Below are 13,500 nucleotides of genomic sequence, written 5' to 3'. Positions count from 1 at the left end.
CAAAAAAGCGAAAAAAAGATTTGAGATATAAAAAAAGCCGTGTATATTTGCACCGCAATAATGCAACGGTCTGGTAGTTCAGTTGGTTAGAATGTCGCCCTGTCACGGCGAAGGTCGCGGGTTCGAGTCCCGTCCAGACCGCTAAAATTGCACAAATAAGCTCTGAGAAATTAGGGCTTTTTTTGGTAATTATTACGACGTTGTGTTGTCCTAGAGGTGTCTAGGATGTAGTTATACCAAAGTAATTTTGGTATTCCAATGAAAGGCTTTCCTTTTTTCTTTATAGAAAATAGGGATGCTTTTTTGTTTTAGGGAGGTTTTGAATTTTAAATTTAATAGTGACCTTTCAAAAATAAACGTGTCTTATAAGTGCTATTAATCAATAAAAGAGGGTTGCAAGAAATTGTAGCTCTTTTTTGCTTTGTAAACCATTCAACAGGATAAATAAATCACACTTGATAGAAGTAATTTTGTAAATTGCCCTGATTTAAAATTATATATTATTAAGATGGTTACTTTAAAACAATTAGCAAAAGAATTAAACGTTTCAATATCAACAGTTTCTAAAGCATTAAACAATAGCGAGGAGATTGGAGAAGATACAGTGCGACGTGTTAAAGAACTTGCGAAATTATATAACTACAGACCCAATAAGGTAGCCTTAAGTTTAAAAAACAACAAAACACGAACCATTGGTGTTATTATACCTAATATTTTGAATCGGTTTTTGGCAAAAGTTCTTTTTGGTATTGAAAGTGAAGCTACAAAACGAGGATATAATATAATAACGTGTATCTCTAATGAATCTTTACAAAAGGAAAAAGAAAGTTTACAATTATTAGCGAATGGAAGTGTTGATGGTTTCATATTGTCGGTTGCTAAAGAATCTCAAATTAATAATGAAGTTGAGCATTTTAAAAGAACAATTAAACAAGGATTGCCTATTGTTATGTTTGATAGAGTAGCACATGATGTTTTATGCGATAAGGTTATTGTTGATGATTTTGATGCGACCTACAACGCGACTAAAAGCTTAATTGATGAAGGAAGAAAGCATATCGCTTTCGTTAGTAATATAAACGACATAAGTGTTGGTAAGTTAAGAGAGCGTGGTTATAATAAAGCAATTTTAGAAAACGGGAATCTTGAGCCTTTAGTTTTAAAAATAAAGAATAAAGATGATCATCAAAAAAAAATAAAATCGCTGTTTAAAAAGAACAAAACTATTGATGCCATTGTAGCTGCTGATAGTTCTTCGGGTATTATAGCTATAAATACGGCGGTGAGTTTTGGTTTAAAAGTACCAAAAGATATATCGGTAATAGGATTTGCTAGCAAATCGGATTCAAACCATACGCTGCCTAAATTAACAACTATTAGGCAACATGCTAAAGCTATTGGTGCACATGCGGCTGAATTACTTATTAAAAGAATAGAGAATGATGGCTTAGAAGAAGATGTTAAAACCAAAATAGTAAAAACTAGCTTGGTTAAAAACGAATCCACATTGTAATCCAAAACATACAAAATTGCTTTTTATTGCATTTCATCGATAAAAAAAAGTGCGTTTCGTCGAATATTTAACATTTCGTCGAAAAAAACATACTTTATTTAACCTCTTAATATATTTTAGCTTTTCCTTAATTGAGCGACCCATTATATTCCCTAAGTTCAGTTGAGAAGAATTAATCCACTTTGACTTTTTTAAGTCATTTCCCTCATTAAAAATAGTATAGAATCGTTCTGCATTTTTGTGTATTCGATTTTAAGTTAATTATCCATTTTTCCCTTTAACCAAGATTTTGTTTTTCAAAGTCTTAGTTAGCATTTTTTATTTATAAAAATCAAGAAAACTGTATAATCTTAAATTCGAATTAATATGAAATCCCTAAAAATTACTTTATTAGTAGCTTTATTTTTTGCATCTATTACATCTTGTACGAAACAAGATTTAACTGAGGATGATATCCAGGTTGTACCTGAAACGGAAATACCTTTTACAGGAGGAGGAGTTGATCAATAGAAAATAAATCACTAAATATCAGTTTATATAACTCATTACATTTATGTAATGAGTTTTTTTTTATTCATTAAATTAAAAAATTATAAATACATTTGAAGAAACAGCAAATAGATTAAGCCTTTTGAAATTTTTAGTATTTTACATATTTATATTATCTTTTTGTATATCTTCTTTAGCACAAGAGAAAACTAGTTTTCATATAATAGATTCTCTTAAGAAAAATGTTTTAGTTAATAAGTTAGAAGACTCCTTATTAGTTGCAAATACTCATTATGACATTGGGCAATTATACAGATTTAATTTTTTAGGTGACAGTGCTTACTATCATTATTTGAAAGCGGAAAAAATCTTTAAAAATTTAAATAATGATTTTAAGTCGGCATTAACTCTTTACGGTATTGCAGTTGTTCAAAAGAATGAGAAGGATTTTACTGGAAGTGAAGTGACTTCAATAGAAGCTCTTACATTATTGAGTCAATTAAAGCAAACAAAGGATGTAAAAAGGTGTAAATCATATGTTTATAATAATTTAGGTTTGCTTTTTGGCGAGTTGGGGCAGTTTGATGAATCTATCTCTTATCATAAAAGTGCAATAAAAATAAAAGAAGAATATGATCCAGAGAATTCATATAACATAAATGTATCGAAAAATAATTTAGCTCTATCCTACAAGAAATCAGGGGATTATGAATTAGCTTTAAAATATTATAATGATATATTATCAAGTCAGAAGATAAATACTAGACCAGATTTTTATGCTTTAGTATTAGATAATTATGCACATACATTATATTTATCGAAAGATGTAAAAAAACTTCCTCAATTATATTTAAAAGCACTTAAAATTACGGATAGTATTAATCCAAATGGAGGATATAATTCTATAATTATAAATCAGCATTTAGCTAAATTCTATTATGATAATAAGAATATTGATTCTGCAAAATATTATGCTTATAAAGCGAAAAACATAGCTGAATTATATCACAATGATGAATTATTAACTTCACTGTTGCTTTTATCTGAAATTGAAGAAGGCATGAGTGCAACTAATCATTTGAAGACTTATGTTAAGTTAAATGATAGTCTTCAAAAAAATGAACGCTTATTAAGAAATAAGTTTGCTAGAATACGCTTTGAAACCAAACAGATTGAACAAGAAAACATTAAAATTTCCAAAGAACGTCTGTGGCTTTTAATAATAACTGTCGTTATTATTTTGGCTTCAATTCTTTTGTATCTGGTAATTTCTCAAAGAAATAAGAATAACGAATTACAGTTTATTCAAAAGCAACAAGAAACTAACGAAGAAATTTACAACCTCATGTTATCGCAAAATGAGAGTATTGAAGAAGCAAGAACGCAGGAGAAGAAACGGATTTCGGAAGAATTACATGATGGTGTTTTAGGGCGTTTATTTGGTACACGTTTAAGTTTAGATAGTTTAAATATGAGTAATAGTACTGAGGCTATAAAAACTAGGAGCCAGTACATTGATGGACTTAAAACTATAGAAGAAGATATTAGAAAAGTATCACATGAATTAAATACTGATTTTGTTTCAGGTTCTGGATTTATTGATATTATAAAAACATTAGTTGAAACGCAAACATTAGCTTATTCTCTTAAATATGAATTTAATCATGATGATGACATAGGTTGGGATTCTGTAACTAACAAAAAGAAAATTCACATATACAGAATTATTCAAGAAACACTTCATAATATTTATAAACACGCTAAGGCTACCAAGGTTAATATTAGTTTTAAATTAAAAAATGATGTAATTTGCTTAATCATCTCAGACAATGGTTCCGGTTTTGATGTCAATAAAGCTAAATCAGGTATTGGTCTAAAAAACATGAATTCTAGAATAAAAGAAATAAACGGAACTATAAGGATAACCTCGGAAAAAGGTTTAGGAACTAAAGTAACCATAGAGGCACCAATACCATAACGCCAAATTATGACTGAAAACATTAAAATACTTATGATTGATGACCATCCAATGATTATTGAGGGTTATCAAAACACATTACGGTACACAAAAAAAGACAGTCAAGAATTAGAAATTGATATTGCTAATAATTGTGATGAAGCAGTTGCTTTTATGGATAAGTCTGTTCAAAAAGAAAGGCCTTATGATGTGCTGTTTGTTGATATTAGTTTGCCGCCATCGGCTGATGGTTCAATGAGTTCTGGAGAAGATTTAGCAGAATATGCACGAAAGATTTTACCAAATGCCAAGATTATTATCTTAACCATGTTTAATGAATCTTTTAGGATTCATAATATTATCAAAACCATCGACCCTGAAGGTTTTATGATTAAAAGTGACTTAACATCTAGTGAATTGGCAAGTGCTTTTCAAGCAGTACTTAATAATCCGCCTTTTTATAGCGGCACCGTAAATAGCCATATTAGAAAAGCTATAACGAGTGATATTGTTATAGATGATAAGAACAGAAAAATTCTTCATCTACTATCTCAAGGTGTTAAAACAAAAAATTTAGCAGCTCCCTTAGATATTTCTTTAAGTGCTGTTGAAAAAAGAAAAAAACAACTTAGAGATATTTTTGAAGTATACGACGGACAAGATGAAACCTTGCTTAACGAGGCTAGAAAAAAGGGGTTTGTATAGCTAAAACATCATACAAAATAAAGAAAGGTGGTTTTTTCAAAAAAATCACTTTTTTTTATGCGCTTGAAACCTAGACTAGTGTTGAAGATTACCATTACCCCGTAATGCCATTACGGGTTTCCCGCAGTTCGAAAACAATAGTTATAATTATATTTGATTATCGACACTTCAAAAATTAGTTAATCCCTCAATTTTTTTTGTTGATAATAGCAATTTACATAAACCCTATAGATGTGAGAGACCTATAGGGTTTCTTCTTTTTAATCGAAAAATAATTCTTCGATATTTTTAAGAGCTATCGGTTGAAATTTTTATTCCCATGACATCGTAGATTCACGAATACAGACTAATTTGAATATAGAGCTATGAGTAAAATGGAAATCAAAATATAGCATCTTTATAATCCCACAAAACACCAATGTAAAGACCAAGGTAGATAATAGCAACTACAAATTTTATAAAGGTTGAGGTTAAAAACCCAATAAAAGACCCTAAAGCAGCTTTAGTTGCTTTTTTTGTATCACTTTTGTTTATCAGTTCTCCTATTAAAGCGCCAATAAAAGGGCCAATTATAATACCTCCAGGTATAGGAGCAATCAATCCAACAATAAGACCTATAGTGGTTCCAATCATCCCGTATTTAGTGCCTCCAAAACGTTTTGTGCCTATGGCTGGAATAATATAATCAAGCAGCCAAATAAATAGAGCAATTGTAAAAGTTGTGATCAAAAACGATTTATGAATAGGTATCGCATTAGTGAAATGAACAATTAAAAGTCCAAACCAACTGGTAACAGGTCCTGGTAGAATAGGTATGAAGCTGCCAATAATGCCTAGAAGCATAAATAGTGCAGCAATAATAATTAAAATAATATCCATAAAAGTGTTTAAGTTATATATAATTTTAGAGTAAAAATCATGCCAAATGTTACATTTTTAAACTTTAGCCAATAGTTTTAAGTTAAAAAAGGAAACAACGTATTCATGTTATTTTTAAAATAAGTAATGAAGGAGACGTTATTTATGTAAGCTTTTGAGCACCACATCCTGATTGAGAAGATTAAGCTATACGTGTTATTAAAACACTGCCAAAGGTTGCACCAGGAGAACATAAAGGTAAGAAAGTAAATGTGCCTTATTCATTGTCAATTATATTTGCAATAGCAGAGTAAATGAATTGCACTTCCATTTTTATTAATACTATTTAAAATCGAAGCTCAAACTTCGGTTTTTACTTTTTTGAGTATTTAAAAACTAAAAAATTTGTATTTTTCGGTTCAAGTTGAAGTCCATGAGATATTCTTTAGTTTTTATATTTATTTTGTTAATCACATCTTGTGACTATTTCAATGTGAAAAAAATATCTTCTGAAGCGATTTTAAAAGAAGAATTAGAAACTTTTAATTGGAATGATGTTGATGAATATCCCAGTTTTAAAGCTTGTGATTCTTCTACGGTAAAAGAAGATAGAACCATTTGCTTTCAGCAAACCATAACCAACAATATTACCAGTTATTTGCAAAAAGAACAGATTGTTGTTACTCAAGATATTAATGATACAATAATGCTGTATTTTCAAGTATCTAAAAAAGGTGAGTTGTTATTATTACAATCAAAAATAGATTCACTTACTACTCAAGAAATTCCCAATATTAATCAGTTACTCATTAATAGTCTAGATTCTTTGCCAAAAATATTTCCGGCTATAAAACGTGGACAGCACGTTACCACGGAGTTTAAACTACCTATAGTTATTCATGTAAATTAGTTTTGTCTATTGTCTATTGACAAGTTCTATAAACTCTTACTACAGCGGATAAGTGCGTTAGGGATTGCATAGCAAAGCCCACAGCGAAGCATGAGTGAGGACTTGTAACGTAAAGCCTAACCTTTTTGGGTAACGCCCTTAAAACCTAATAGCCAATTTCCGCATGAGTCTTAACACTTCCATATATAACCAAACTAAGGTTACGAGAAGCCCCCAGGTAGCTATCCATTCTTTATATTTAGGCGATTTATTTTTATGGCGCTCAATATAATCAAAGTCAAGAAGCAATGATAATGAAGCGAAAATTGCAGCAAGAATATTGAATGCTATAGCAGGCCAAGACGTACCCCAGATAAAGACTTTTATCCCGAAGAAACCCAAAATCCATGAAATAATATAAACTACAAAAATACTGGTTGCTGCAGTGATAATAACACTTCGTAGTTTTTTGGTCACCACGATAATTCGCATTTGATACAGTAATAACATCACTATAAAAGTAACCATTGTTATCCCAATGGCTTGATAGGGTAAATTAGGAAATTGAGCATGAGCATACACGGTCATGGCGCCTAGAAAGAAGCCTTTTGCTATGGCATATAGCGGCACTAAAATATGTGCCCAATGTTGACGAACAGAAATAATAATACTAATTACGATTGCGGCTAACATACCACCTAAAGAATACCATTTAATGTTTGCTCCACTGGCGTGAAGTCTCCACATGCCAATTGAAATGATTACAATAATGGCTATGGACAACATTGATTTTATAAAAATACCAGTCACTGACATGGTTTTTGATGAAGTTCTATTATCACCAAAAAAGTAATTATTAAAGGCTGGATTTGAAGTTTTTTTGAATAGGTCCATAAGAATTAAAAATACTAAAATTATTTTTTAAAGTCACGTCCTTTCCATTTATAACTAGAAAAGCTTGAAATAAACGCAATATAAATACTAAAGAATGGATAAATGAGAAACCCGAAAAGATAATTTTTTAATATGCTTTTTTGATTAAAAAAGGAAGCTGATTTATAGATTAAAAAGAAATCGATATTAAATTTTATAACCAGAATATAAAGGAGGATTTTAAAGTTTAAAATACTAATACAAGAAAGTAGAAATCCAATAACGATTAAAGTATTCATTAACAAAACAATCAAGCCTGTTAGCTTACCAAACCAATTATTATAAGTGCTTGTTTTTGCAGCCCAACGGACACGTTGAGACAATAAATTAGCCCAATTTGGTTGTGATTGTGTTTTTATAATAGCCTGTTTGCATTTTAAATAATGAACACGCTTAGGCTGTTTTGTTGCAATTTTTTCAAGTAGAAAAATGTCGTCTCCACTGGCAATATTAGTGTTGCCTTCAAAACCACTTACTTCATTAAATATTGATTTTTTATACGCTAGATTAGCACCATTACACAAAAAAGGTTTGTTGATTCCGAAACCGCCAATAGTAGCACCTTGTAAGCTTAAGATGTCTAGTACTTGAAACCGGTTTAAAAACGAATTATCATTATTATAAACTACAGGAGCAGCAATACAAACGGCATTGTTTTTTTGAATGTACTGGTCAAAACTATCTAGCCAAAATAAAGGTAATTGGCAATCAGCATCGGTGGTGATTATCCAATCGTATTTTGCTTTTTTTATAGCTGAGGTTATGGCGTCCTTCTTTGGGGAATTTGTTTTTCTATCATTTGTAATGATACGAGCATCTTGAGCGCAGTCTAAGGGTCTTGTTTTTAATGTTTTTTTTATGATATCAACAGAATCATCATCAGATTCATCATCAACAAAAATAATTTCAAAAAGATGTTTAGGATACTTAAGAGCTTCAATAGACTTTAATAAATCTGGTAAATTTTCAGCCTCATTTCTAAAAGGAATCAGGATTGAAAATTTGGTTTTAGCTGGAGTATCTTCTAGCCTAAATGTTGCAATTTTATCAAACCCAAAAATAAAACTACCTACTAAAAGTAAGTAACTAATGGTTATAATGAGGCTAATTAAAATCATATCTTATCTTGACTTTTTGGGAAGTTAAAACGAAGTACATAGTAACTTCCAAATAGACTTGGCATTACAAAGTTAAGTAACCACATAATAGTAATTATAGATAGCACAATCAATTCGTTTATATCTGCCACCGAAAACAGATACACTGCAACGCTTCCTTTTATAATCACGTCAAAAATAAAAATAGTTGGAATTATCGAAGCTAGTAAATACATGGCTGTAATAATAATCATGGCATTTAAATAGCTAAGGTTTACCTGAAAAATTTGCAACAACATAAAAAACTGAAAGGAAAAAACAAGATACCGTATTATTGAAAACAAAAACCCTAAAACGAGTTTATTTTTCGGGTATTCTACAACAAAACCTTTAATCTTTTCTATGGAGAATCCTTTAATTGTAAGTCTGCTTTTGGTTAATCCAAAGCTTAATAAAAGTATGGCTATCAAAACAAAAACTAAAAACCTTGCCAGTTTATAATAATTTATTTCTGGGTCGTATTTTAATATATAAAAACTTAGTCCGGTAACTCCCAAAATTATGGTGACAGTCATTTGTAGAAGGTTACTCATTAGGTTAACTAACATGATGCGCTTCCTAAAATTGGATGTATAATAAATAGCTTTAGCACCGTATTCACCAATTCTATTTGGTGTGAACAGTGAGGCAGTTAATGCGCCTAAACTTTGTTCGGTAGCATTTTTAAAACTAATTTTTTTGATAAAATGCACTAAAACCTGCCATTTTAGAATTTCAAAAAACCAATTCAAAACGCTTAAAATCATTAAAAAAATGATGTTTTTAAGCGAAAAAACGTTCTTTTTTAGCAAGAAACTAGTAAAATCAGAAAAATTCAAAGCATCATTATTTACTAATTTTTGATAAATAAAATAAAAAGCACCAACTACAATGCTTAATTTAATAAGCACAAAAAAGAATTGTTTAGTTTTGTATGGTAGCGAGTGCATCATTTGTGCTGCAAATTAAATCAATATTACCACATGACCTTGAATTTTAAATTGAATACCCATTTATGGTTTGCATTAGCTTTCCTTTTTTATGGTTTTTCAAGTTTTTCTCAAGGCGATACAAGCACAATTAAGGCACAATTTGCTTTGGGTATTAATAGTCCGTCAGCAAATGGTTTTGTAAGTAGTTTTGAAGCGAATTCAATTAATTTCCCAACGATTAATCTAGGGTTGCAGTACATGTTTAAATCTCACTTAGGAGCAAAAATAGATTTTGGTTTTAATAGATTTTCTAACATTGATAATGCTCCAGAGTTTAAAGTGAACTATTCACGTATAAATACACAATTGGTATTTGATACCTCTAAAATTTTTAGTTTTTCAAATAAAACGGCAACTTTTATTCACGCTGGTCCAGGGTTTTCAATAGTAAAACCTTTAGGTAATTACGGAGAAAATAAAACGGTGTATTTAAATGCTATGGGTGGTATTGAGTTTCATTATGGTATTTCTGATAAGCTATCCGTTTATGTAGATACCTCATATATTTTTGGCTTTGGTAAAGATTTTAACCCTATTTCTGATGGTTTTGGATCGTTTAACGGAGATTTATTAACCATAACGTTTGGCGCATCTATTTCGCTAAGTGGTTGTTATTATTGTGGAGACTAATGAAGCATGAAAGAATTATTTTAGGAATTGACCCAGGAACAACTATTATGGGTTTCGGACTCATAAAAGTAGTTGGGAAGACAATGCAATTCGTCCAACTTAATGAACTTGATTTAAAAAAATACAGTGACCATTATTTAAAACTAAAACTCATTTTTGAACGTACCATAGAGCTAATAGATACGCATAACCCAGATGAAATAGCTATTGAAGCTCCTTTTTTTGGTAAAAACGTGCAAAGTATGCTGAAGTTAGGACGCGCACAGGGTGTAGCCATGGCAGCAGGTTTGAGTAGAGAAATTCCAATAACGGAATATCTGCCTAAAAAAATTAAAATGGCTATTACTGGAAATGGAAATGCTAGTAAAGAACAAGTTGCTAAAATGTTGCAAAGTTTGTTAGGATTAAAAACACTTCCAAAAAATTTAGATGCAACTGATGGTTTAGCAGCCGCCGTATGTCATTTTTATAATTCAGGTAGAATTAAAGTTGGTAAGAGTTATTCAGGATGGGACGCTTTTGTTAAGCAGAATGAAGGCAGAGTTAAGAAGTAATGGCCGGCATCTACATCCACATACCATTCTGCAAGCAAGCATGTCACTATTGTGATTTTCATTTTTCGACATCTTTAAAAAAGAAAGATGAACTTATTGAATGTTTGGTTAGAGAGTTAGAACTAAGAAAAAACGAGCTTCAAAATCACAGTATTGAAACCATTTATTTTGGGGGAGGCACACCTAGTTTGTTAACTAGAGATGAAATAGAACTGCTTATCAATACAGTTTATAAAAACTATACCACTATTGAAAACCCTGAAATAACTCTAGAAGCAAATCCAGATGATTTGTCTAATGATGTCATAATCCAATTATCTAAAAGCCCAGTAAACCGAATAAGTATAGGTGTTCAATCTTTTTTTGAACGTGATTTGAAACTTATGAATCGCGCACATAACACCAAAGAAGCTTTGGAATGTTTAGAAATAGCAACTCAATATTTCGATAATATTTCTATCGATTTAATTTACGGAATTCCCGGATTGAGCAATGAGGAATGGATTGAGAATATAGAAACAGCTTTATCATTCAATGTTCCACATATATCCTGTTACGCTCTAACCGTGGAGCCTAAAACAGCTTTAGAAACATTCATAAAAAAAGGTATTATTGATAATGTAGATGACGATTTAGCGCAAGAGCAATTCAACATACTTGTCGATAAATTAGAAGTTTCTGGGTTTAGTAATTATGAGCTTTCAAATTTTGGAAAGCCTCATTATTTTAGTAGAAATAATTCAGCCTATTGGCAAGGGGAACTGTATTTGGGAATAGGACCTTCAGCACATTCATTTAATGGTGATCAGCGGAGTTGGAATGTGTCTAATAATACAAAGTACATTAAAACCATTCAAAAAAACGAACTGCCCTCAGAATCAGAAATACTAACTAAAACTGATAAATTCAATGAATATATAATGACAGGTCTACGAACTATTTGGGGTGTTTCTCTTAAAAAAGTAGAAAATGATTTTGGTGGAAATTATAAAAAACAGCTTTTACAACAATCTGAAATTTATATTAAGGAACATTTATTGTATATTGAAGATGACAAATTGTTAACCACAAAAAAAGGTAAATTTTTAAGTGATGGTATTGCTTCAAACCTTTTTAAAATTAATTTATCTTGATTGCAACCATACAATACAATTCTAGAAAACTTCAAATAGATTTATCAAAACCATTAGATATTTCCATGCCAATCATTTCATCAAAAAAAAATGTAAATGCATGGTACATTGATGAACCTAAAATAGAACCTATTAAAGACGCTGAATGGATCGCTTCAGTAAGCGAAGGTGCTAGTGTTAATTTTAATAATATTTATTTTAACCCACATGCTCATGGCACACATACTGAGTGTGCTGGCCATATTACAGAAAAAGTATATTCTATTAATCAAAATTTAAAAACATTCTTTTTTTTAGCTGAAGTTATTACTGTAGCCCCCGAAAATGATAATGAAGATAAAATCATTTCAAAAAAGCAATTGCAATTTGCAATAGGAAACAAAAAGAGGGATGCTATTATTTTAAGAACAATACCAAATACTCGAGAGAAACTATCAAGACAATATTCACATACCAACTGGCCATATTTAAAAGAAGATGCTGTGAAATTTATGGTAAGTAAAGGTGTAAAACATTTGCTAATAGATTTACCAAGCATTGATAAAGAAAAAGATGGCGGCGAGTTACTTGGGCATAATGCTTTTTGGAACACAAAAGGAAAATTACGATTAGATGCCACGATTACCGAATTGATTTACGTGTCAAATAAGATAGAAGACGGCGAGTATTTTTTAAATTTACAAATAGCGCCATTCGAGAATGATGCATCACCCAGTAAACCTATTTTATATAAAGTTATTAGTTAGATGGAAGTTTTTTTAGCCGTAATTATTGCGATTTTAGTAACTCTAGGAGTTGTTACCGTATTAAAGTCTATTAAGAAAAAACAGCTTGTTAATTCGCAATCTACCATACTTTTAGATAAGATAAGAAAGGTGTGTAAGTTTATTACTGTTGAAGGTGATTTTGCTGAAATTTATCATTATGAGGATGTTAAAGAGCGTTTTTTAAAACTACTTTCTAGCAGAAAGAAAGCACTTGTTGTAATAAATGCCAAGGCGCATGTAGGTTATGATTTGTCTAAAATAGATTTGGAAGCAGATATAGATAAAAAGAAAATTATATTAAAACATTTTCCAGAGCCTGAAGTATTATCAATCGAAACTAATTTGAATTATTACGATAAAACGGAAGGCTACTTTAATAGGTTTGAAGCAACCGATTTAACAGGTTTACACAATGAGGCTAAACAACATATTCAGGATAAAATACCTGAAAGTGGACTCATTCAAGCGGCTCAAAAAGAAGCCTTAGAAACTATTCTACTCATCGAAACGATAGTCGAAACTATAGGCTGGAAATTAGACTATTTTGCTTTAGAGATAGGTGCATCTGAAAACAAGAAAATTCAGTAATGCATATTGAACAAATTCGAGAATACTGTTTAAGTAAAAAAGGAACAACAGAAAGCTTACCATTCGATAAGGATACATTAGTATTTAAGGTTTTGAATAAGATGTTTGTTATTGCACCGCTAGACAAATGGGAAAGCGGTGAGGCATCGATTACTTTAAAGTGTGACCCCATTTATACAGTTAAATTAAGAGAAGAATACGAAAGTATTTATCCGGGTCCCTATGTGAGCAATATTCATTGGAATACTATTGCAATTTATAAAGGAGAATTACAACCAAAATTTATTTTAGAACTTATAAACCATAGTTATGACATGGTCGTTAAAGGGATGTCCAAAAAGCTAAGAGATTCCTTA

Annotated in this window: 15 protein-coding genes and 1 tRNA gene; 12 read left to right on the top strand and 4 right to left on the bottom strand. The window is 30.7% G+C overall.

What is annotated here, in order from left to right; genetic code table 11:
* The first annotated feature begins 67 nt into the window (after window positions 1–67).
* The 5 genes from QZ260_RS03975 to QZ260_RS03955 all read left to right on the top strand — a co-directional run bounded on the left by QZ260_RS03975 (window position 68) and on the right by QZ260_RS03955 (window position 4,664).
* Window positions 68–141, top strand: a tRNA-Asp gene (locus tag QZ260_RS03975).
* Between the two features lie 367 nt (window positions 142–508).
* Window positions 509–1,513: a LacI family DNA-binding transcriptional regulator gene (locus QZ260_RS03970; protein ID WP_295982970.1), complete on the top strand. Its 1,005-nt coding sequence runs from the start codon at window positions 509–511 to the stop codon at window positions 1,511–1,513.
* A 366-nt stretch (window positions 1,514–1,879) separates the two neighbouring features.
* Entirely contained in the window at window positions 1,880–2,023 is a 144-nt protein-coding gene (locus QZ260_RS03965; protein ID WP_295982969.1) for a hypothetical protein, read from the top strand.
* Window positions 2,024–2,144: 121 nt separating this feature from the next.
* Window positions 2,145–3,980: a sensor histidine kinase gene (locus QZ260_RS03960; protein ID WP_295982967.1), complete on the top strand. Its 1,836-nt coding sequence runs from the start codon at window positions 2,145–2,147 to the stop codon at window positions 3,978–3,980.
* Window positions 3,981–3,989: 9 nt separating this feature from the next.
* Window positions 3,990–4,664: a response regulator gene (locus QZ260_RS03955; RefSeq protein WP_295982965.1), complete on the top strand. Its 675-nt coding sequence runs from the start codon at window positions 3,990–3,992 to the stop codon at window positions 4,662–4,664.
* A gap of 381 nt (window positions 4,665–5,045) precedes the next feature.
* On the opposite strand, the gene QZ260_RS03950 is transcribed toward QZ260_RS03955, so the two are convergent.
* On the bottom strand, window positions 5,046–5,543 hold the full coding sequence (locus QZ260_RS03950; RefSeq protein ID WP_295982963.1) for a DUF456 domain-containing protein: 498 nt from the start codon (window positions 5,541–5,543) through the stop codon (window positions 5,046–5,048).
* A 472-nt stretch (window positions 5,544–6,015) separates the two neighbouring features.
* Between QZ260_RS03950 and QZ260_RS03945 the strand changes: the two genes are divergently transcribed.
* Complete coding sequence (locus tag QZ260_RS03945) at window positions 6,016–6,432, top strand: hypothetical protein (protein ID WP_295982961.1); 417 nt, start codon at window positions 6,016–6,018, stop codon at window positions 6,430–6,432.
* A 138-nt stretch (window positions 6,433–6,570) separates the two neighbouring features.
* Here the strand turns inward: QZ260_RS03945 and QZ260_RS03940 are convergent, their stop codons facing one another.
* Genes QZ260_RS03940 through QZ260_RS03930 form a run of 3 tightly spaced genes read right to left on the bottom strand, consistent with a single transcriptional unit; the run spans window position 6,571 to window position 9,433 of the window.
* The gene (locus tag QZ260_RS03940; RefSeq protein ID WP_295982959.1) at window positions 6,571–7,305 is read right to left on the bottom strand and encodes a Bax inhibitor-1/YccA family protein; all 735 of its coding nucleotides are present in this window, start codon (window positions 7,303–7,305) and stop codon (window positions 6,571–6,573) included.
* 20 nt (window positions 7,306–7,325) lie between these two features.
* On the bottom strand, window positions 7,326–8,462 hold the full coding sequence (locus QZ260_RS03935) for a glycosyltransferase (RefSeq protein WP_295982955.1): 1,137 nt from the start codon (window positions 8,460–8,462) through the stop codon (window positions 7,326–7,328).
* Window positions 8,459–9,433, bottom strand: coding sequence for a lysylphosphatidylglycerol synthase domain-containing protein (locus QZ260_RS03930; protein ID WP_295982954.1), 975 nt, complete (start codon window positions 9,431–9,433; stop codon window positions 8,459–8,461). Before QZ260_RS03930 ends, QZ260_RS03935 begins: the two co-directional genes overlap by 4 nt.
* Window positions 9,434–9,463: 30 nt before the next feature.
* Here QZ260_RS03930 and QZ260_RS03925 point away from each other — a divergent pair, with 30 nt between their 5' ends.
* From QZ260_RS03925 to QZ260_RS03900, 6 genes are all read left to right on the top strand, one after another.
* A complete protein-coding gene (locus QZ260_RS03925) occupies window positions 9,464–10,102 on the top strand; it encodes a cell envelope biogenesis protein OmpA (protein ID WP_295982952.1) in 639 nt (212 codons plus the stop codon).
* Window positions 10,102–10,656: a crossover junction endodeoxyribonuclease RuvC gene (ruvC, locus tag QZ260_RS03920; protein WP_295982950.1), complete on the top strand. Its 555-nt coding sequence runs from the start codon at window positions 10,102–10,104 to the stop codon at window positions 10,654–10,656. The genes QZ260_RS03925 and ruvC overlap by 1 nt, the downstream gene beginning before the upstream one ends.
* The gene (hemW, locus tag QZ260_RS03915) at window positions 10,656–11,789 is read left to right on the top strand and encodes a radical SAM family heme chaperone HemW (protein ID WP_295982948.1); all 1,134 of its coding nucleotides are present in this window, start codon (window positions 10,656–10,658) and stop codon (window positions 11,787–11,789) included. The genes ruvC and hemW overlap by 1 nt, the downstream gene beginning before the upstream one ends.
* On the top strand, window positions 11,786–12,535 hold the full coding sequence (locus QZ260_RS03910) for a cyclase family protein (RefSeq protein WP_295982946.1): 750 nt from the start codon (window positions 11,786–11,788) through the stop codon (window positions 12,533–12,535). Before hemW ends, QZ260_RS03910 begins: the two co-directional genes overlap by 4 nt.
* A complete protein-coding gene (locus tag QZ260_RS03905; RefSeq protein ID WP_295982943.1) occupies window positions 12,536–13,144 on the top strand; it encodes a DUF4230 domain-containing protein in 609 nt (202 codons plus the stop codon). It abuts the gene before it with no gap.
* Window positions 13,144–13,500: MmcQ/YjbR family DNA-binding protein (locus QZ260_RS03900; RefSeq protein WP_295982940.1), on the top strand; the 357-nt coding region annotated here is incomplete at its 3' end. The genes QZ260_RS03905 and QZ260_RS03900, both read left to right, overlap by 1 nt.

Source organism: uncultured Algibacter sp. (assembly GCF_905480415.1).
Classification (GTDB): Bacteria; Bacteroidota; Bacteroidia; order Flavobacteriales; family Flavobacteriaceae; genus Algibacter_B.
This window is presented reverse-complemented; position numbering and strand designations above follow the sequence as displayed.